Genomic DNA, 19942 nt, shown 5'->3' on the forward strand with positions numbered 1-19942 from the left:
TGGTTGTAGCTGGCAGCCAGCAGCCAGCAGCGCGGTTCACGGCTTCGGCTTGGCGGCGGCCGCTCTTCTCTCCCGCACCCACCCTGGCTTGACCGTCTGCCGCGCACGGCCCAGGGCCAGCGAGTCCTCCGGAACATCTTCGGTGATGCACGAAGCGGCGCCGATGTAAGCGCCGCGGCCGATCGTGACCGGCGCCACCAGCGTCGTGTCGCTGCCCACAAAAACGTGGTCTTCGATTACCGTGGTGTGCTTGTGCGAGCCGTCGTAATTGCAGGTGATGGTGCCGGCGCCCACGTTCACGCCCGCGCCGATTTCCGCGTCGCCCAGGTAAGTGAGGTGATTGGCCTTGGAGCCGCGGCCCATGCGGATCTTTTTCGTCTCGACGAAGGCGCCCAGGTGCGCGCCCTCGCCAACGTTGCTGCCCGGCCGCAGGTGCGAGAAGGGACCGAGCACGGCGCCGCGCTCGGCGCGCGAGTCGGTGATCACGCATCCCGGCTTGATCTCCACTTCATCGCCCAGCTCCACGTTGGTCAGCACCGAGTACGAGCGGATGCGGCAGTCGCGGCCCACCGTGGTGCGGCCCAGCAACTGGACGAACGGCTCGATCACCGTGTCCTGGCCGACGGTGACGTCGGCGTCAATCACCACCGTTTCAGGCTGGTAAATGGTCACGCCTGAAGCCATCAGCAAGTTGCATTTTGCCGAACGCAACGCGGCGTCGAGCCGCGCCAGTTCGGCGCGGCTGTTCACGCCCAGTACCTCAACCGGCTCGGCGGCCTCCAGCGCCAGCACGGCGTGGTTCCTGGCGGTGAGCAGGCCGGCCACGTCGGTGAGGTAGTACTCGCCCGCGGGATTGTTGGTGGTGAGCTGGTCAATCACGCCGAACAATGCCGCCGCCGAAAAGGCGTAAATGCCGGAGTTGATCTCGCGAATCTTCTCCTGTCCCGGCTTCAGCATCTTTTGCTCGACGATGGCGGCAATCTGGTCGCTGTTGCGCTGGCGCCGCACCACGCGTCCGTAGCCATGTGGGTCGGGCGCCAGCGCGGTGAGCACGGCCATGGCCGCGCCGCGCGCCAGGTGGAAGTCGCGCAGCCGCTCGAGGGTCTGCGGGCGGATGAGAGGCACGTCGCCGGAGAGCACCAGCACGTGATCGTACCCGGAGAGTGCCTGCTGCGCCGACTTGATGGCGTGTCCGGTGCCGCGCTGCTCGGCCTGCACAACGAAGTTCACGCCGGCGTCGCGGACAGAGTGCGTTACGCGCTCGGCCTCGTGGCCCACGATGACGAAAATGTCGGAAGGCGCCACCACCTGCGCCGCCGTGCCAATCACGTGCTCCAGCAGCGCCTTGCCGCCGATCTTGTGGAGGACTTTGGGATGCTGTGATTTCAGCCGCGTCCCTTTGCCCGCGGCCATGATGGCGATAGCGAAGCGCGGCGCAGGACCTGGGGCCAACGCCCGCGCCGCCGAAGATGTGGGCGCCCCATCCTTCCCGCTTTTTTTGGCGGAGGATGGGCCGCGGCGTTGCTTGTGCGCCGATTTCTTCCTGGAAGCCATCCGCGCCATCTTAAACCGAGCGCAGTGTGAGCGGTAAGTGCGTTGAGGGATGCGCGAATCCGGCGATCCGGCCATCCGGTCATCTGGAGAGCTCGCGAAATCACGGCAACTCAAATCGCCAGATGATCAGCTCGCCAGGTGGTCAGGTCACGCCAGGCTGCCCCACGTTCGCGCCGCGCCTCGCGGCGCCGACCCGGGCGCGCTGACATGCGGTCAGCTCTTCGGCGCTTGCGCGATACGCGGTCCTGAAGGGAGCTCAAGACGGCAGGCGGCGCTCCCGCGCAAGCCGCAGCAAGTCCTGCACCACGCGATCCGACGCATGGCGCGCCACGCCGGCGGCCTCCTCCAGGTAGTCGCCCAGCACCGGCGTCACGCCCAGCGCCTCCACCGCTTCCATGTCGACGACGATCTGGCTGGCCCCCTCGAGGGCGTACCTGGCCTTCAGCTCGGGAGAGAGCGGCGCGCGGTTCAGCAGCGCGTAGTCGAACAGCTTCACGCCGGCGTGCTTGTACAGCGCCTGTATGTGATCGCTTGCGGTCAGCCCGAGGCTCTCGTTGGCCTGCGTCATCAGGTTGCAGACGTAGACCTTCACCGCCCGCGATTTCGCAATCGCCTCGGGAATGCCGCGAACGAGCAGGTTGGTGGCGAGCGAGGTGAACAGCGACCCGGGGCCGAGCGTGATGAGGTCGGCCTGCGCGATGGCGTCGAGCGTTTGCTGCAGTGGCGGCGCGTCGGGCGGCGCCATCTCCAGCTTCACGATGCGGCGGTGGCTGGCGGTGATGCGCGTTTCCCCCTCCACCCGCGAGCCGTCATCCATTTGCGCCACCAGCTGCACATTGGCGGTTGTCGAAGGGAAGATGCGCCCGCGCGTCGCCAGAATTCCCGCCGATTGCTTCACCGCGTCGGCAAAGTCGCCGGTGATCGCGGTGAGCGCCGTCAGAAACAGGTTGCCGAAGCTGTGGCCTTCCAGGCCAGAGCCCGCGCCGAAGCGATACTGGAACAGGCGCGAGAGCAGCGCCTCGTCTTCCGAGAGCGCGACCATGCAGTTGCGAATGTCGCCCGGCGGCAGGATGTTGAACTCGCGGCGCAGCCGGCCGCTCGATCCGCCGTCATCGGTCACGGTGACGATGGCCGAAAGGTCGCCGACGGGAAAACCCGCCGGCGCTGCGTCGCCAGAGGCCACGTGGCGCTTCAGTCCTTTGAGCAGCGTGGAGAGACCGGTGCCGCCACCCATGGCGACAACGTTCAATGGGCTTGCGGGCGTGTGGTCCTGCCCGCTCACGGCTAACGCCCCTTGGGGGATGCGGAGCGCGCGGCGTCGGCTTCGCCGGGTTCGGGATAGAGCAGCTCGGTGAAGCGCGGATCGTCAAGCATGTTCTGGAAGTCGGAATCATTCCGCGCCTGGATGCGGTTCGCAGGATTCAGCCGGATGGCATCGTCCAGGTGCTTGAGCGCATCCATCGAACGGCCTTGCAGCGCGTCGAGCACCGCCAGGCCATACCAGATGTAGTCGGCCTTGGGATACTGCTTGATCATCCGCTCAAGGTGTTCGCGCGCAGAATCGTAGTCTCCGCTGTTCATCACCGAGACTACATAGTCGTAGTGCTCTTCCGGAGTCTTGAAGGTGGTCGAGCTGCGCGCCAGCGCCGCGGTGCACGCGTTCAAGTGGACACGCACGCGGTCGGCCAGCTCCTTGCTCGGGCCGGAGACTACTTTCAGGAACGCGGACTTGGCGCGCTCGAATTTGCGCTCCTGCATTAACCTTAGTCCGAGCTCATAATTTTGCACAGCCTGTGTAAATCGAGGGTCCTCGGCCAGCGGCAGCTTCTTGGGCGCCGGCGGCGCGGCCGCTACCGCCTTAACACCCCGCAGCGTAACATCCTGCTTTTTCTTTGACTTAGCGCTCAATCGTTTAGGTTTTGCTGCCGCTTTCTTCTTCATCAGGTTGTACCGGCGCGTCAGCGACCCGAGGGCAGGTGTCGGTAAGCTGTGGAAATTCGAGCTGCCGCGCACTTTATACCCGCTGGCCGGGTTTCCGTCAACTCGGGTGGAAAGCAGGCGCAATTAGCCCTTGGCCAGGGGAAGAGGAGCGCGATTGGCGTTGGCTTTAGCTTCTGGGCGAAGAGCCAAAAAGCCAAGAGCCAAGAGCGCACTTTGACTGATCGGGAAACAGAGAAGGCCGGGCGCTCGGCCCAGCCCTCTCGACTCGAAACTCGAAACTGGGGTTAGTTGATGCTCGCCGCTGTCTGCAGGTCGATCTGCTCGAACAGTCCCTTCTTGATGCCTTCGCGGACCTGTTCCGGAGTCTTGCCCGCCTTGGTCATCTGGTAGGCGTAGTACACCTCTTTAAGGCAGGTCGCGCAATGCGCGCCGTGATCGCTCTCAAAGCAGCTGTGCAGGCTCTTGTGTCCCACGCTGCGGTCGCAGAAGCAGTAGCAGGGCTGCTGATAGATGACCTTCTGGATCTTCTCCGCCAGCTCGTAGCCGTGCCGCTGCGAGGGGTGCTGGAAGCTGGGCCCCACGCGCCTGGCCGCGGGCAACAGCGGCGGCATCTTCTCCGGCGGCTTAGGCGCCGACTCGTGATACGCCGGAACATCGCCCGCCTGCGGCTGTTTCCACTGCGCCGTGCCCGCCACCGTGAGCAGGCAGATAAGAAGAATGCTGGGAATGCGTCTCATGAGTTTTCTTGTCCCATTTTACCCGACTTGTAGAGACGTAGCTTGCTACGTCTCCCCGCGCCAGCACAGACTGTGTAGCGACGGGCGCCTCTGCTGTCGGCACCGCGCCACGGACCGTGTGGACGCGGGCGACCTCGCCCGCGAGCGCGCCAGCAAACCATGCTGGGTCACTCCGACGCCAAATGCCAACTGCTAAGCGCTAACGGCCAGCGTCAACCAGCATCTATTAACATAGGATCCGTGGAGACCACGCCCACAGCCGCCGCGCCCCAGTCGGCGCTTCAGCCGCCCTCACAAGCAGAACGCGCCCGGCGCCTTGCCTTGCGGGCGCTGCTTTCGGTGTGGGTGCGCGACCTGGTGATCGCCGTGGCCATCTCGGCGTTCTTCATCCTGTTCATCTATCAGCCGGTGAAGGTGGAAGGCACCAGCATGCTGCCCGGCCTGGAAGATCAGGAGCGCATCTTCGTCAACAAGTTCGTCTACCGGCTGGAGCCCATCCAGCGGGGCGACGTGGTCGTTTTCCGCTACCCGCGCGACGCCTCCAAGAACTACATCAAGCGGGTCATCGGCATTCCCGGCGACCGCGTCCAGATCGACAACGGCCGCGTGTTCGTGAACGGCATGCTGGTGAACGAGGACTATGTCCCGGAGCAGTTCCGGGACTCGCGGTCGTATCGCGACGTGGTGGTGCCGGCCGGCTCCTACTTCGTGCTCGGCGACCATCGTTCGCTCTCCAACGACAGCCGCGACTTCGGGCCCGTGTCCGGCAGCCTGATCTCGGGCAAAGCCGTGTTCATTTACTGGCCGATGGAGAAGGCGGGCAAGCTGCGCTAGCAGCAGTGGCAATCACCCGGTATTCGCCACTCGCTGCTGCCTTATGACGGCGGCATGATCTCAACGTCTCGCTCCACTTCGATCCCGGTATGCGGGCGCAGCGACGCCGGTTCCATGCGCCGCGCCATGAGCAGATCAGGGAAGCGATGCTCGCAGTGGAAGCAACGATAGGGGCGCATCAGAAAGAGCGCCATCAGGTGGTCGCGCAGGCCCGTGCGACGGCTGCGATGCACGTCGGTGCTCAGGCACTTGGGACAAATACGAACGATCACGCGGCGCCAACCTACGGCAGTTCGGAACGTATGTTGCCACCGCTCGAAATCGCCGTCAATTGCGCTGCTCGAGTCGCCAGTCTTCCGGCAGGTCAACAACCCGGGTCCCGCTGAAGGGCTGACGGACTGACCGGCTGAAAGACTGGTTTTTCCCCAGCTCGCGCCGCAAACTCCGATTTACCCGCGGGAGCACTCCTGCTAAAATCTGTAAAATCCACTCCCCGGAGATGCAATGCAAGCCATCCTTGCGCTGGAAGACGGGCGCGTCTTCCGAGGCAAAGGCTACGGTGCAAAAGGCGAATGCTACGGTGAAGTAGTTTTCAATACCAGCATCACCGGCTACCAGGAGATTTTCACCGACCCCTCCTACGCCGGCCAGATCGTTGTCCTGACCAACCCCGAGATCGGCAACTACGGAACCAACCCAGAAGACAACGAAGCCAATCGCCCCTACATCGAGGGCCTGGTCACGCGCGAATTCTCGCGCATCAGCTCGAACTGGCGCTCGCAGCAGGTCGCCGAAGAATACCTGGAGCGTTACAAGGTCCCCGTCATTGCCGACATTGACACGCGTGCGCTGGTCCGCCACCTGCGCGATAACGGCGTGCAGCGCGGCGTGATCTCGTCCATCGAGAGCGATGCCGAGAAGCTGAGCGCCAAGGCGCGCTCCATCCCCAGGATGGACGGGACGGATTTAGCGAAAGTCGTCTCCACGCAAAAGGTCTATGAGTGGGAAACCGGCGAGCGCTCGCACGAGCCCACGGAAGTGGTCGGCGTCAAGGACGGCCCGCACGAATACCACGTGGTCGCCTACGACTTTGGCATCAAGCACAACATCATGCGCAAGCTGGTGGCCGAGCGCTGCCGCGTCACGGTTGTCCCGGCGCAAACACCTGCCGAAGACGTGCTCGCGCTGAATCCCGACGGGATCTTTCTCTCCAACGGCCCCGGCGATCCCGAACCGTGCACCTACGCGGTCGAGAACATCCGCCGCCTGATGGGCCGCAAGCCGATCTTCGGGATTTGCCTCGGACATCAACTCGTCGGCCTCGCCCTGGGCGGCAAGACCTACAAGCTCAAGTTTGGGCACCACGGCGGCAACCACCCCGTGAAGCACATGCAGTCGGGCAAAATCGAAATCACCGCCCACAACCACAACTTTGCCGTGGACCCCGATTCTCTCGCCGAAAGCGAAGTCGAGAAAACGCACTTTGACCTGAATGACAACACGCTCGAGGGCCTGCGCCACCGCAACCTGCCGCTGTTCAGCGTGCAGTACCACCCCGAAGCCAGCCCCGGCCCGCACGATTCGCACTACCTGTTCAGAGACTTTGTGCAGATGATGGAGGAGTGGAAGGGAAGATAGATTGCGCTTCGAACGGGCCTTTGGGCCGATTAGCAGTGCTTTGAAGGGGCGGGCCTTCCAGGCCCGCCGGAAATGACATGAAGACTGCGCGGCTTTAGCCGCTGAGGTAGTGATGCGACCAACCCGAGAGTCGGCGACAAGCAACCGCCAGACCTATTTCGTCAGCTCACAAACGGCTGGCCGGCGGCGCCTATTTCAAAGCGATCGCGGAGCACAGATGTTGGTTCTCTCCCGCGCGGCTGAGGCCGTGCCCCTTCAAAACTGCACTGTTGCGGGCGGCCGGCGATGAGGAACACCTGGATCGTCGTCACACTGCTTGCCGGCGCCTCCGCCTTCGCCGCCACGCCTCACCTCGATATCTCCACCGCCCACCACGCCCCGGGTGAGGAACAGCGCAAGGAACAAATGCTGCGTCTGGCGCAGCAGTACGACCTGAGCAAGTACACGATCACGCGCAAGATTGTGATCGAGCAGGGCGCCATCAACCACTCGGCGCCGGTGCTCACTCTCAACCTGCGCTTCCTCGACAACGACGACCTCGCTCTCTCCGCCTACGTGCACGAGCAGGGACACTGGCTGCTCATGGAGCGCCATCACATGGACATGCAGCCTCTCTATCGCGACCTGGAGCAGGCGTTTCCCAACCTCGACGTTAGCCCGCCCGACGGCGACGGAAAGCGCATGAGCAGCTACTACCACATCGTGGTCTGCATGCTGGAATGGCAAGCGCTGGAAGACCTGATCGGCGCCGAGCGCGCGCGCAAGGTCATGGAGTGGAAGCAGGGCGACCACTACAAAGGCATCTACAAAATTGATCTCGACCGCCGCGAGCAGGTCGAGAACATCATGAAGCGCTACGCAATCAAGTGGTGACTGGCAACTGGCAACCGGCAACCGACAACTGACATGCCCCGTCGCACCGACATCTCGAAGGTCCTCATCCTCGGCTCCGGCCCGATCGTCATCGGCCAGTCGGCCGAGTTCGACTACTCCGGCACGCAGGCGTGCAAGGCGCTGAAGTCCGAGGGATACGAACTCGTCCTGGTGAACTCGAATCCGGCCACCATCATGACCGATCCGGAGATGGCCGACCGCACCTACATCGAGCCGCTGACTAAGGAATATTTGGCCGAGATCATCCGCATCGAGAGCGAGATGATCGGCGGCGCGCGCTTTGCCGTGCTGCCCACGGTTGGCGGCCAGACCGCGTTGAACCTCGCGGTGGAACTCGCCGACGGCGGCGTGCTCGACAAGTACAACGTCGAACTGATTGGCGCAAAGCTCGGCGCCATCAAGAAGGCCGAAGACCGCCTGCTGTTCAAAGACGCCGTCACCAAGATCGGTCTCGACGTGCCGAAATCGGCGCTCGTCAACAATCTGCGCGACGGCCTGGAGTTTTCCAACAAGATCGGCTTCCCGGTCATCATCCGGCCGTCGTTCACCCTCGGCGGCTCGGGCGGCGGCATCGCCTACAGCCGGGAAGAGTTGCTCGATCTTCTCTCGCGCGGACTCGACCTCTCGCCCGTGCACGAAGTCCTGATCGAAGAGTCGGTCCTCGGCTGGAAAGAATTCGAGCTGGAGGTGATGCGCGACCTCGCCGACAACGTCATCATCATCTGCTCGATCGAAAACTTCGATCCGATGGGCGTGCACACCGGCGACTCCATCACCGTGGCGCCCGCGCAGACGCTCACCGACCGCGAGTACCAGCGGATGCGCGACGCCGCCATCGCCATCATTCGCGAGATCGGCGTGGAAACCGGCGGCTCGAACATCCAGTTCGCTGTCTCGCCCACCACGGGCCGCATGGTGGTGATCGAAATGAACCCGCGCGTCTCGCGGTCGTCGGCCCTGGCCTCGAAGGCGACCGGTTTCCCGATCGCCAAGATCGCCGCCAAGCTCGCCGTCGGCTACACGCTCGACGAAATCCCGAACGACATCACGCGCAAGACGCCCGCGTGCTTTGAGCCCACGCTCGATTACGTGGTCGTCAAGATTCCCAAGTGGCAGTTCGAAAAGTTCCCCGGCGCCGACGAGAGCCTGGGCCCGCAGATGAAATCGGTCGGCGAGGCCATGGCCATCGGCCGCACCTTCAAAGAAGCGCTGATGAAGGGCATCCGGTCGCTGGAGACCGGCAAGTCGCTCGCCGCGGAAAAAATCGAACCGCGCATCCTCACCCAGCGCCTCGTCACCCCGCATCCCGAGCGGCTGTCCTACATCCGCTACGCGCTGCGCCAGGGCTACACGGTCAAGCAGCTGGCGCAGATGACCTCCATCGATCCCTGGTTTCTCTACCAGATGAAGGAGATCACCGACCAGCAGCTCGAGGTGGAGAAGCACCCGGTGGAGTCGGCCCCGACCGAAGTGCTGCGCGAGGCCAAGCGCATGGGCTTCAGTGACGAGCGCCTGGCCGAGGCGTGGCGCATGTCCGCCAATCGCGGTGCTGCGGAAAAGGTCCGCCACATGCGGGCGAAGCACGGCGTCCGCCCGGTGTACAAGCACGTGGACACCTGCGCCGCCGAGTTCGAGAGCTTTACGCCGTACCTTTATTCAACCTACGAGGAAGAGGACGAGGCGCCGCCGACGGCGAAAAAGAAAGTCATCATCCTCGGCTCGGGGCCGAACCGCATCGGGCAGGGCATTGAGTTCGACTACGCCTGCTGCCACGCGGCCTTCGCGCTGCGCGAAGACGGTTACGAGACCATCATGGTGAACTGCAACCCGGAGACGGTCTCCACCGATTACGACACCAGCGACCGCCTCTTCTTCGAGCCGCTCACGCTGGAAGACGTGATGGCGGTGTACGAACACGAGGCGGGGTCGGGTAGGAAAGAGAACAAGGCGCCGATCGGAATGATCGTCCAGTTCGGCGGGCAGACGCCGCTCAACCTCGCGCTGCCGCTCAAGGCTGCCGGCGTGCCCATCATCGGCACGTCGCCTGAATCGATCGACCTTGCCGAAGACCGCAAGCGCTTCGGAAAGCTGCTGGAAGAACTCAACATCCCGCAGCCGCCCGGCGCGATCGCAACCAGCCTCGACGAAGCCGTGGCCGCCGCGAACAAAGTCGGATATCCCGTGCTGGTCCGCCCCAGCTACGTGCTCGGCGGACGCGCCATGGTCATCGCCTACGACGACGCGGCCGTGCAGCAGTACATGACGCAGGCCGTGGAGTACTCGCAGGAGCGGCCCGTCCTGATCGACCACTTCCTGGAAGACGCCACCGAGATTGACGTGGACGCGCTCTCCGACGGCGAAGACGTGGTCATTGGCGGCATCATGCAGCACATCGAAGAGGCCGGCATACACTCCGGCGACTCCAGCTGCGTGCTGCCCGCGGTGGACATTCCGCAAGCCTGCCTCGACACCATCCGCGACTACACCTTCCGCCTCGCCCGCGCGTTGAAGGTCGTCGGCCTCATGAACATTCAGTACGCCATCCAGCACCAGAGGGTGTATGTCATCGAGGTGAACCCCCGCGCCTCGCGCACCGTGCCCTACGTCTCGAAAGCCACCGGCGTGCCGCTGGCCAAGATCGCCTCGCGCCTCATGACCGGGCGCAAGCTGCGCGAGTTTCTGCCGGACAATGTCGGGCGCGGCACCGACCTCTCCACCGGCCAGGGCTATTACGTGAAGTCGCCCGTGTTCCCCTGGTCCAAGTTCCCCGGCGTCGACACCGTCCTCGGCCCGGAGATGAAGTCCACCGGCGAGGTCATGGGCGTGGCCGCCACCTTCGGCGAAGCCTTCGCCAAGGCGCAGCTCGCCGCCGGCCAGCAACTGCCCGTCAGCGGCACGGTCTTCATCAGCGTGAACAAGCGTGACAAGCAGCACGTGGTCGAGCTGGCGCGCATCTTCGTGGACCTCGGCTTCAAGCTCGTCGCCACACACGGCACCGCCGACACGATCGAAGCCGCCGGACTCGCAGTCGAGCGCGTCTACAAGGTCAAGGAAGGCCGCCCGAATGTGGTGGACTTCATCAAGGGCGACAAGATCCAACTGATCGTCAACACCCCGCACGGCCCCGATCCCTACTTCGACGAGAAGGCCATCCGCCGCGCCGCCGTGCTGCGCCGCATCCCCGCCCTGACCACCATCAGCGCCGCCCGCGCCGCCGCCGAAGGCATCGCCGCCCTGCAGCGCGGCGAGGTCAACGTGCAGGCGCTGCAACAGCTGCACGCCGGACGCGAAGTGCTGCGCGCGAAGGGCTAAGGGCCCTCAACGCAGAGGACACAGGGACGCGGAAGAAACCACTCCTCAACACTTCCAGACGCAAATATTTCTTACCAGTCACCCTGAGCTCGCTTTCTTTGCGGCCGAAGGAGCCCGCGACCGCTTGAATATTCCGCGCCGCCCCAGGAGTCTCAGCCACGGCGGCTGACTTGTGACCCTTGTGTGGCCTTGGTGTCTTTTGTGGGAAAGCTGTTCCTCTGCGATCCTCTGCATCCTCTGGCCCCCTGCGTTGAAGCCCTCGGACCCGTTTACAATGCTTCCGCCATGAAGCGCCTTTTTCTCATCCTTTTTCTTGCCGCCTCCGCCCTCGCCCAATCACCCCGCCCGCTGCGCCCGGTCCACACCTTCTCCATTGTCGCGCGCGACCCGCAGACGGGCGAGATCGGCGCCGCGGTGCAGTCGCACTGGTTCTCGGTCGGCAGCAGCGTGATATGGGCCGAGCCCGGCGTGGGCGCCGTGGCCACGCAGTCGTTCATTGATCCCAGTTACGGGCCGAACGGCCTTGCGTTGATGAGGAACGGCAAGTCAGCCGGCGAAGCGCTGCAGGGGTTGCTGGCGATGGATTGCGGGAACAACGTGCGGCAGGTAGCGTTCATTGACGCGAAAGGTATGGTCGCAACCTGGACCGGCGCGGCCGATATTCCCGCCGCCGGCGGCATCGCCGGCAATCACAGCGGCGGCTTTTCCGCGCCGGGTTGCGGTTGCGGCGCCGCACCCGACTGCGCGCAGCCGGCAAAAGTTCCAACCAGCGGCGCAGGACAATTCGGCCACGACTTTGCCGTGCAGGCCAACCTTATGGCCAACAATCGCGTCTGGCCCGCGATGGACGAAGCTTTCCGCCAGACCAGGGGCGACCTGGCCGAACGCATGCTCGCCGCGCTCGACGCCGCGCAAGCCGCCGGCGGCGACATTCGCGGACGCCAGTCCGCCGCGCTCATTGTCGTTTCAGGCGACCGCAGCAAGCGTCCGTGGGAAAAAATCTTCGACGTCCGCGTGGACGACGCGCCACAACCGCTCGTCGAATTGCGCCGCCTGGTCGCGCTCCAGCGCGCCTACAACCACATGAACGCCGGCGACGCAGCCGTCGAGCGCAAAGACAACGAGGGCGCGCTGCGCCAGTACGCCGCCGCCGAGGCGATCGCCGCCAAGACCGATGGCGTGCCGCAAAGCCGCCTGGCCGAGATGATCTACTGGCACGCCGTCGCGCTGGTGAACATGAAGCGCGTGGACGAATCGCTGCCGCTGTTCAAGCGCGTCTTCCAGATGGACAACAACTGGCGCGAACTCACCCGCCGCCTGCCCAAAGTTGGCCTCCTGCCGGACGACGCGAAAGTGATCGACCGCATCGCGGCGCAGTAAGGCAACCTTCACCACAGACACAGAGGGCGCAGGGGCCCTGGCTTTCCTTCGTGTTCCTCTGCGTCCTCTGTGGTTCGAGGTTCTGTTTCAGCGGGAAGCGGGCGGCGCCGTATTGCTATACTCGAAGTTTCCCTATGAATACACACCTCAAGCTGTCCAACCCCGCCGAAGTTGAGACCGAATGTCTGGTGGCCGTCGTCCTCGACGCCGCCGATCCCAGGGAGAAAGACAAGAACAAGCCCGAGCTGCTGACCTCGAGCGACGCCGTGAAGTCCGCCGCCGCCGAACTCATCGCCAACGGCGAAGTGACCGGCAAAATCTTTGAGACCGTGATGCTCCACAAGCCGGCGGGACTCAAGGCCAGGCGTCTGCTGCTCGTCGGCGGCGGCAAAGCGGCGAACTTCAGTTCCCACGAACTGCGCAAGGTGGCGGGCACAGCCATCCGTTTTCTCAAGCCCAGGCAGGTCCGCAGCGCGGCAATGATTGCTCCCGAGAGTTGGATGGGCTCGGCCGACGCTGCCGCCCAAAGCACCCTCGTCTTCGAGCGCGGCGGCATCACCGATGCCGTCAAGGCCGTCGTCGAAGGCGCCTACGTGGCCGACTTCGATCCCGACACGTACCGCAGCGACCGCAAAGACCAGAGCATGCGCGACGTCACCGTCGTCGTCGGCGGCAAACATGATGAAGCGGCGCTGCGCCGCGCGCTCGACCAGGGACGCATCATTGGCGAATCGCAGAACTTCACCCGCGAGCTGGTGAACGAGCCCGGCAATCGCATGACGCCGACCATCCTCGGCAGGCGCGCCGCCGAGATGGTGCGCGAAATCTCCGCGCACGCCGATGGATTTCGCATCAGCTGCGACGTCTACAGCACCGACAAGCTGAAAGAACTGAAGATGGGCGCGTTCTTGAGCGTCTCGCAAGGCTCCGACGAACCGCCCGCGCTCATCATCATCAAGTACGAGCCGGTGGGCGCGCCGGAAAACCCGGTGATTGGCCTGGTGGGGAAGGGAATCACGTTCGATTCGGGCGGCATCTCCATCAAGCCCGCCGACGGCATGGAGAAGATGAAGTACGACATGGCCGGCGGCGCCGCCATGATCGGCGCCATGCGCGCCATCGCGCAGCTCAAGCCCAAGGTCAAGGTCACGGCCATCATCTGCGCCAGCGAAAACATGCCCTCCGGACGCGCGCAGAAACCCGGCGACGTGCAGATCGCCATGTCGGGCAAGTCCATCGAGATCATCAACACCGACGCCGAAGGGCGCCTCGTCCTCGCCGACGGCCTGCACTACGCCCGCCAGCTCGGCTGCACGCACCTCATCGACGCCGCCACCCTCACCGGCGCCTGCGTGGTCGCGCTTGGCATGGTGAATGCCGGCGTCTTTGCCAACGACGAAGACATCTACCAGCGCTTCAGCCGCGCCCTCCAGCGCTCCGGCGAAAAGATGTGGCGCCTGCCGCTCGACGACGAGTACCGCGAGGTCATCCGCTCCGGCATCGCCGACATCATGAACAGCGGCGGACGCTGGGGCGGCGCCGTTACCGCGGCCATGTTCCTCAAAGAGTTCGTCGAGACCACCCCCTGGATCCACCTCGACATCGCCGGGGTCGCCTGGATGGAAGAAAACAAGAGCTGGATCGCGAAAGGGCCTTCGGGGATTGCCGTGCGGTCCCTGGTGGAGTTCGTGACGGGATTCGAGAATGGCAGTGGAAAGTGAATCGTGGATACTGAAAGGCCCAGACCAAAAGCCCCGCGTCCCTGCGGGGCTTTTCACTATCCACGAATCACTATCCACTGAACTTCAGTCGCCCGCAATCCCCACCTCGCTGGGCCGCGTGCGTCCGGCGGGCAGGTCGGCGTCGCGCATTTTGTAGAGCAGGGCGCGATAGCTGATGTTCATGGCCCGGGCCGCACGTTTGCGGTTCCAGTTGTGGTTCTGGAGGACCTTGAGAATGATCTTGCGCTCCAGATCACGCGTCGCCTGCTTGGTGACCTTCTTCAGCGAAATCGTCCCGTCGATGGGAACGTCCACATCGAATGAGCTCGATTCGCGCTGCGCCAGCTCGCCCGCGATCGCCTCCTCGGCGCCCAGGATGACGTAGCGCTTCATCAGGTTCGCCAGCTCACGGATGTTGCCCGGCCAGTGATACTTCTGCAGCGTCTGCATCATGTGCCCGGAGAGCATCTTCACGCGGCGGCCGTATGCCATGTTGTAGGTTTCGATGAAGTAGTGGATCAGCTCGGGCAGGTCGTCTTGGCGCTCGCGCAGCGGCGGCAGCGAGATGTTCACCACGTTGATGCGGTAATACAGGTCCTGCCGGAACGTGCCGGCGATGATCTCGTCTTCCAGCGCGCGGTTGGTGGCGCACACGACGCGGACTTCGACTTTCTTGTCTTCCTGCGCGCCGATCCGGGAGAACTGCCCGTCCTGGAGCAGTTGCAGGAGCTTGGCCTGCAGCCCGAGCTCGAGCTCGCCGATCTCGTCGAGGAACAGCGTGCCCCGGTGCGCCATCTCGACACGGCCGGGCTTGGAGCCCTGCGCGCCGGTGAAGGCGCCCTTCTCGTATCCGAACAGCTCGCTCTCCATCAGCGTGCCGGGAATGGCGGGGCAGCTCACCTTCACGAACGGCCCGTTCGACCACGGCGACCGCCGGTGCAGCAGGTTGGCGATGATCTCTTTGCCCGTGCCGCTTTCGCCCTGCACGAGCACGGAGACGTTTGCGCCCGAGACCTTCTCCAGCTTCGCCTGGATCTCGCGCATGGCGCTGGTGCGACCAAAAATGACGGCCTCCGGCGGCATCTGGTCGCCAGTGCCGTTGAAACCGGAGCTGGAAGCAACGCTCGACATGGGTTCGGCTCCCCTCTGTAGCCGAAAAACTTTGCAAGAAAACATCAGTTTACTTGCACTCTGAACGCCAAAGCCGGTTTCCCGGAATCCGCCCACTGCCAAAAACCTACGCCTCGCGTAAGTCGCTGATTCTGCGTTCGAAGGCTAAGTTTATTCACTTGATTCCTCTCGCGGCCTGCAACGACGGCCACGTGCCCTTGCCGCTGCAATGTGAAAAGTATTTCACATCCTGATGAGTTCTGGGCAAAGTTCTTTCTTTCGTTCGCATCCCGTTCAAACTACTGGAGATAGTCGTACACTTGCGCCCTGTCGGCTGCGTTTTTCTGCCAGTTCCGGAGCCCGAAATGGAAAAGTGCTTTCGCATTAGGTGAAAGTGTTTTTGACTTTCCGGCACTTTTGGGCGAGAATTCAATACGTTACGGAGCAAGTCGTTGGCATGCGCTCCCAGGATTCTCCCCCCGGTCGTGCCTGCGGAAGAGAATTACCGAAACGCTTCCAGGGCATTCGCCGTGCCCCCAACCTGGTGTTCTTCGTTCAAGAAGCAAAGCGGCGCGAGCCCGGTCAATTTTCGGGGGAGAGCAAGTGTCGGTCGATGAACAGCTGATAGCGCCGGAAGGGACCACGGAAGACGCTCTGCAGAGCGAATTCCGGCGCCGCGCCATCGCGCTGGCTTCCGTGGCGCACGAGCTGAAGACCCCGCTGGCCGTGATGGCTGGCTACACCGATCTGCTGCTCAGCGGCGGCGTGGGTCCGCTGAATGCCCGCCAGCGCCGCGTGCTGGAAGAAATGCAGTCCAGCGGCGAGCGGCTGCGCAAGTTCGTTGACGACTTCCTCGCCTTCAGCGCCATTGAGACCGGCAAGCTGAAAATGAACTACGAGGTGGCCGACATCAACGGCAGCCTCTCGGAAGTTTGCAGCTTCTGGCTCACGCGCTTTAAGGAAAAAGGCGTCGCCTGTTATTTCCTGCCGTCGAGCGCGATCGAGCCATTCGCCTTCGACTCACTGAAGGTCCAGCACGTGGTCTCCAACCTGTTGCAGAACGCGCTGAAGTTCACGCCCGAACAAGGCACGGTGTATGTCTCGGTGGAGCCGTTTTTCTGGGAGCGGCGCACCGATGTGGGACAAGCCGCCATCAACGAGCGCCGCGGCCATATCGACCGGCTCTACAACTCGGTGTGCATCAGCGTGGCCGATACCGGCCCCGGCATCGCGCCGGAATACCATCAGGAAATTTTTGAGGACTTCCGCATGTTGCCTTACTCGCGCAACCTTGGCGCCGGCAACGGCCTGGGGCTGGCCATTGCCCGCCGGCTCGTGCAGGCGCACGACGGTAAGATCTGGATCGAGAGTGAACCCGGTATGGGCAGCAAGTTCTCGTTCGTTATTCCCGTGAAACCCGCCAACGAAAGGTAAGGATGAGCACCCAACCGAGCATTCTCGTAGTGGACGACGAACCCAGCATGTTGCGGTACATGCAGACGCTGCTGGAGATGGACCAGTATCGCGTGGAAACCGCAACCAACGGCATGGACGCGATCCGCCGCGTGGAACAGAATCCCGCTCCCGACGTCATCCTGCTCGACCTGCTCATGCCGCACATGGACGGCCTGCAGACGCTCGAGCGCTTCCGCCAGATCAAGCCGTCGGCCAAGGTTGTGATGCTCTCCTGCGTGAGCGACACGCGGAAAGTGGTCGAAGCCATCCGCCTGGGCGCGCAGGATTACCTCACCAAGCCGTTTCACAAGGCCGATCTCGATTCCGTGTTGAAGCGCCTGCTCAAGCCTGAAGCCGGCAGGCAGCCCGCGGCCGAGGCCATGACCGGCGAGGTGGAAGAACTGGGCGAGGACCTGTACTTCGTCGCCGCCAGCCCCGCGATGCGCAAGATTCGCGCGCAGATCGGCCTGGTCGCCAGCGTGGACATCCCGGTGCTTCTGCTGGGCGAAAGCGGCACGGGAAAAGAGATTCTGGCGCGGCTCATCCACAAGATGTCGCCGCGCGCGCACCGCAGCTTCCTGAAGGTGAATTGCGCCGCATTGCCCGCCGACCTGCTGGAGAGCGAACTGTTCGGATACGAGCCCGGCGCGTTCACCGGGGCCGATCGCAGCAAGCCGGGTAAGTTCGAGCTGTGCAACAAGGGCACGTTTCTGCTCGACGAAGTCGGCGAGATGCCGCCCACGCTGCAGGCCAAGCTGCTGCACGTTCTGCAGGACCAGCAGTTTTCACGGCTGGGCGGCCGCAGCACCATCCGCGTGGATGTGCGCGTGCTCGCCGCCACCAACATTGACATCCAGCAGGCCATCAACGAGCGCCGCTTCCGCGAGGACCTCTATTACCGCCTGAACGCCTTCACGCTGCGCATTCCGCCGCTGCGCGAGCGCAAGGAAGAAATCCCGCTGCTGCTCAAGCACATGATGACCCGCATCGCCGAGAACTACGCCACGCCCCCGCTGGCCTATTCACCCGCGCTGCTGGAGGCGTGCCAGCGCTACGAGTGGCCGGGCAACCTGCGCGAGCTGGGCAACTTCGTGAAGCGCTACCTGGTCCTGCGCGATGAAGGCCTCATGATCGCCGAACTGCGCAGTGGCAAGACGGACATGGGTGCGTCGCAAAACGAGGCGCCCGCCGCAACCGGGCAGCGTCCCGGCGGGCTCAAATCGCTGGTGCGCAGCCTGAAAGACCAGGCCGAAGAAGAGGCCATCCGCCGCACCCTCGACCAGACCAACTGGAACCGTAAGACGGCGGCCATGATGCTGAACATCAGCTACAAGGCGCTGCTCTACAAGATTCGCCAGTACGGGATTGAGGCGCCGAAAAACTCCCGCCTGCGGCCGGGCAAGCCCCTGGTCTGAAGCCGCTCGCGCAGCGCAGTCGGCGTTGCAGGAGAGCGGCCCCTGGATACCAGCTCTTAGCTGTTGGCTTTTTGACCAGACCGTGCCCGCTGTTCGACAAGCGCTGCTTCCTGCGCCGGCCCGAAGAAAGCCAAGAGCCAGGGGCGAACTGCGGCTTTCCCCAAAATCCAAACACCCTTCTCGCGGGAAGGGTGTTAGGCGCTGCGACTTGTAGTGGGCCGGATTGGCTATTGCTCAGTTTCCAGAAACTGATAATGGTCAATCATCGCGGCAATGCCGACTTTCCCCGGTCTTTCACGCTCAACCCGAACCACTCTGCCTTTACAGTGCACCCGGATACTTTGGGTCATTGTAATCTCGGGTGGCAGCGTAAGAGTGAACTCGATGGGGGAGTTCTCTGAAACATCGGAATCCAAATAGATAAAAACCCCCCGCGCGCTCACGTCCTTCGTGATGGCGAGAACTTCCTGCCCGTCTTCGGGTGCCTTCACCTGAACCGGCAACTGCATAGAAAATCGACGCATGTGCCGCTGGTCCTTAGCGGACTTAGCGGACTCAACCATCGGTTCTCCCCCTGTTCTTACCACAGACGGTTCTCCTGTTGTGGAAAACAGGAGCACTTGCTATTCCAAAGCTCGCACCACGGTTTGCACAACCGCAATACCAGTTAAGTGACTGATTCTGTGGCAAATGTGACCCTCGTCGCCACGTTTCAAATACCCCTCAACGACAATTCCATTCGCCCTTTCTGCAAAAACGTGCAGCTTCGACCCCGCCTCAAACCCCGCTCTGGAAGGGCATCTGGCCCGGTTTCGCCGCAATCTAAGGTCTCGTCAGCCGGTGCCAATTCACTGATTGGGGGCCTGGAATGCCTGGGTTTGTCAAAGACGTCACCGAAATCCGCCAGCGCGCCGAACAGAAAATCGAAGAAGGGGCTGTCACCGGGGCTTACGGCGGCGACGTGGGCCACACCGTTTCCATTCTCAACGAGGCCCTGGCTACAGAGATCGTCTGTGTTCTGCGTTACATGCACCATTATTTCATGGCGACCGGTGTGCATGGGTCGTCGGTGGCCGCTGAATTCAAAGAACATGCCGACGACGAACGCGGGCACGCCGACCGCATTGCCGAACGCATCCAGCAGCTCGGCGGCAAACCCGACTTCAACCCGCGCTCCCTGCTGGAGCGCTCGGTTTCGCAGTACGTGGAAGGCGAGACGCTGGCCGGCATGATCCGCGAAGACCTCATCGCCGAGCGCATCGTCATCGAGGTCTACCAGAAAATGATTCGCTACTTCCGCGACAACGATCCCACCACGCGCGTCCTGATCGAGGGCATCCTGTCCGACGAGGAAGAGCACGCCAGCGACCTGGCCGATCTGCTGTACATCGTCGATCCGGAAACCGGCAGGACCGAGGTTAAGGACCCGGAAGCGAGCCCGCTGACGCTCGAGCAGCGGCGCGGGCAACAACTGAGCCAGCGCCGAGGCGCGCAGTCGGAAAGCGTCGAGGAAGAGGAGCCGGCCGCGGCGCACGCCGGCCACGCCGGCAACCGCCCGCGTCCGCGGCAGTACGAAGATGCGCCCACCGAAGCGCCGGCGGCGCGTCCGGGTGAAACATCCGGCGGCACACGCGCGGTACGCGTCACCAAGCCCAATCGCAAGAAACGCGCGGCCTAGCCAACTCGTCGTGAAACCCGGCCTTGGGCTGAAATGTTTCGTAAAAATGCGCGGGTGCCCCACGTTCGCGCGGCGTTCTGTGCCGCGCTAACGCGCGCCTCGTCCCCCGGACGCCCCGTCCCCAGGCCCTTGATTTGGAAATCTTCCGCGCCCGCGTGGAGTCCCAGAACCCTCGCGGGCGACCGCCCTGCCGCCCTCGTTGGCGCTGGACGGGATTCAACGCCGCCCGCATCGTAGTTTTCCCTTCCGCGTTGAGCTTTCCTCCCTTAGCAT

Annotated in this window: 16 protein-coding genes; 9 read left to right on the forward strand and 7 right to left on the reverse strand. The window is 63.5% G+C overall.

The window, feature by feature from the left end; genetic code table 11:
• Positions 1-36 precede the first annotated feature (36 nt).
• The 4 genes from glmU to VFA60_14285 all read right to left on the reverse strand — a co-directional run bounded on the left by glmU (position 37) and on the right by VFA60_14285 (position 4232).
• Positions 37-1413, reverse strand: coding sequence for a bifunctional UDP-N-acetylglucosamine diphosphorylase/glucosamine-1-phosphate N-acetyltransferase GlmU (gene glmU, locus VFA60_14270; protein HZQ92955.1), 1377 nt, complete (start codon positions 1411-1413; stop codon positions 37-39).
• Positions 1414-1810: 397 nt separating this feature from the next.
• Complete coding sequence (locus VFA60_14275) at positions 1811-2803, reverse strand: gluconeogenesis factor YvcK family protein (protein HZQ92956.1); 993 nt, start codon at positions 2801-2803, stop codon at positions 1811-1813.
• A 35-nt stretch (positions 2804-2838) separates the two neighbouring features.
• A complete protein-coding gene (locus tag VFA60_14280; GenBank protein ID HZQ92957.1) occupies positions 2839-3312 on the reverse strand; it encodes a tetratricopeptide repeat protein in 474 nt (157 codons plus the stop codon).
• 467 nt (positions 3313-3779) lie between these two features.
• Positions 3780-4232: a CYCXC family (seleno)protein gene (locus tag VFA60_14285; GenBank protein HZQ92958.1), complete on the reverse strand. Its 453-nt coding sequence runs from the start codon at positions 4230-4232 to the stop codon at positions 3780-3782.
• A 240-nt stretch (positions 4233-4472) separates the two neighbouring features.
• Here VFA60_14285 and lepB point away from each other — a divergent pair, with 240 nt between their 5' ends.
• On the forward strand, positions 4473-5066 hold the full coding sequence (lepB, locus tag VFA60_14290) for a signal peptidase I (GenBank protein ID HZQ92959.1): 594 nt from the start codon (positions 4473-4475) through the stop codon (positions 5064-5066).
• A gap of 41 nt (positions 5067-5107) precedes the next feature.
• On the opposite strand, the gene VFA60_14295 is transcribed toward lepB, so the two are convergent.
• Positions 5108-5338 (reverse strand): hypothetical protein, encoded by a 231-nt coding sequence (locus VFA60_14295; protein ID HZQ92960.1) that lies wholly within the window; start codon positions 5336-5338, stop codon positions 5108-5110.
• 232 nt (positions 5339-5570) lie between these two features.
• Between VFA60_14295 and carA the strand changes: the two genes are divergently transcribed.
• The 5 genes from carA to VFA60_14320 all read left to right on the forward strand — a co-directional run bounded on the left by carA (position 5571) and on the right by VFA60_14320 (position 14011).
• Entirely contained in the window at positions 5571-6704 is a 1134-nt protein-coding gene (carA, locus tag VFA60_14300; protein ID HZQ92961.1) for a glutamine-hydrolyzing carbamoyl-phosphate synthase small subunit, read from the forward strand.
• Positions 6705-6989: 285 nt separating this feature from the next.
• The gene (locus VFA60_14305) at positions 6990-7577 is read left to right on the forward strand and encodes a hypothetical protein (GenBank protein ID HZQ92962.1); all 588 of its coding nucleotides are present in this window, start codon (positions 6990-6992) and stop codon (positions 7575-7577) included.
• Between the two features lie 33 nt (positions 7578-7610).
• Positions 7611-10910: a carbamoyl-phosphate synthase large subunit gene (gene carB / locus VFA60_14310; GenBank protein ID HZQ92963.1), complete on the forward strand. Its 3300-nt coding sequence runs from the start codon at positions 7611-7613 to the stop codon at positions 10908-10910.
• A gap of 285 nt (positions 10911-11195) precedes the next feature.
• On the forward strand, positions 11196-12290 hold the full coding sequence (locus VFA60_14315; protein HZQ92964.1) for a DUF1028 domain-containing protein: 1095 nt from the start codon (positions 11196-11198) through the stop codon (positions 12288-12290).
• Between the two features lie 134 nt (positions 12291-12424).
• Entirely contained in the window at positions 12425-14011 is a 1587-nt protein-coding gene (locus VFA60_14320) for a leucyl aminopeptidase (protein HZQ92965.1), read from the forward strand.
• An 84-nt stretch (positions 14012-14095) separates the two neighbouring features.
• On the opposite strand, the gene VFA60_14325 is transcribed toward VFA60_14320, so the two are convergent.
• Positions 14096-15142, reverse strand: a complete 1047-nt coding sequence (locus VFA60_14325; GenBank protein HZQ92966.1) for a sigma 54-interacting transcriptional regulator — start codon at positions 15140-15142, stop codon at positions 14096-14098.
• 582 nt (positions 15143-15724) lie between these two features.
• Here VFA60_14325 and VFA60_14330 point away from each other — a divergent pair.
• Both VFA60_14330 and VFA60_14335 read left to right on the forward strand, forming a co-directional pair.
• A complete protein-coding gene (locus VFA60_14330; protein HZQ92967.1) occupies positions 15725-16555 on the forward strand; it encodes a HAMP domain-containing sensor histidine kinase in 831 nt (276 codons plus the stop codon).
• Positions 16556-16557: 2 nt separating this feature from the next.
• Positions 16558-17991, forward strand: coding sequence for a sigma-54 dependent transcriptional regulator (locus VFA60_14335; GenBank protein ID HZQ92968.1), 1434 nt, complete (start codon positions 16558-16560; stop codon positions 17989-17991).
• Positions 17992-18218: 227 nt separating this feature from the next.
• On the opposite strand, the gene VFA60_14340 is transcribed toward VFA60_14335, so the two are convergent.
• The gene (locus tag VFA60_14340) at positions 18219-18554 is read right to left on the reverse strand and encodes a PilZ domain-containing protein (protein ID HZQ92969.1); all 336 of its coding nucleotides are present in this window, start codon (positions 18552-18554) and stop codon (positions 18219-18221) included.
• Positions 18555-18859: 305 nt separating this feature from the next.
• Between VFA60_14340 and VFA60_14345 the strand changes: the two genes are divergently transcribed.
• Positions 18860-19669, forward strand: coding sequence for a ferritin-like domain-containing protein (locus tag VFA60_14345; GenBank protein HZQ92970.1), 810 nt, complete (start codon positions 18860-18862; stop codon positions 19667-19669).
• The last annotated feature ends 273 nt before the right edge of the window (positions 19670-19942 follow it).

The organism is Terriglobales bacterium (assembly GCA_035651995.1).
Classification (GTDB): Bacteria; Acidobacteriota; Terriglobia; order Terriglobales; family Acidobacteriaceae; genus DASRER01.

Coding starts and splice junctions, on each gene's coding strand:
- glmU (HZQ92955.1), bottom strand. CDS start 1,413: ATGGCCGCGGGCAAAGGGACGCGGCTGAAATCACAGCATCCCAAAGTC.
- VFA60_14280 (HZQ92957.1), bottom strand. CDS start 3,312: ATGCAGGAGCGCAAATTCGAGCGCGCCAAGTCCGCGTTCCTGAAAGTA.
- VFA60_14285 (HZQ92958.1), bottom strand. CDS start 4,232: ATGAGACGCATTCCCAGCATTCTTCTTATCTGCCTGCTCACGGTGGCG.
- carA (HZQ92961.1), top strand. CDS start 5,571: ATGCAAGCCATCCTTGCGCTGGAAGACGGGCGCGTCTTCCGAGGCAAA.
- VFA60_14305 (HZQ92962.1), top strand. CDS start 6,990: ATGAGGAACACCTGGATCGTCGTCACACTGCTTGCCGGCGCCTCCGCC.
- carB (HZQ92963.1), top strand. CDS start 7,611: ATGCCCCGTCGCACCGACATCTCGAAGGTCCTCATCCTCGGCTCCGGC.
- VFA60_14315 (HZQ92964.1), top strand. CDS start 11,196: ATGAAGCGCCTTTTTCTCATCCTTTTTCTTGCCGCCTCCGCCCTCGCC.
- VFA60_14320 (HZQ92965.1), top strand. CDS start 12,425: ATGAATACACACCTCAAGCTGTCCAACCCCGCCGAAGTTGAGACCGAA.
- VFA60_14325 (HZQ92966.1), bottom strand. CDS start 15,142: ATGTCGAGCGTTGCTTCCAGCTCCGGTTTCAACGGCACTGGCGACCAG.
- VFA60_14335 (HZQ92968.1), top strand. CDS start 16,558: ATGAGCACCCAACCGAGCATTCTCGTAGTGGACGACGAACCCAGCATG.
- VFA60_14340 (HZQ92969.1), bottom strand. CDS start 18,554: ATGGTTGAGTCCGCTAAGTCCGCTAAGGACCAGCGGCACATGCGTCGA.
- VFA60_14345 (HZQ92970.1), top strand. CDS start 18,860: ATGCCTGGGTTTGTCAAAGACGTCACCGAAATCCGCCAGCGCGCCGAA.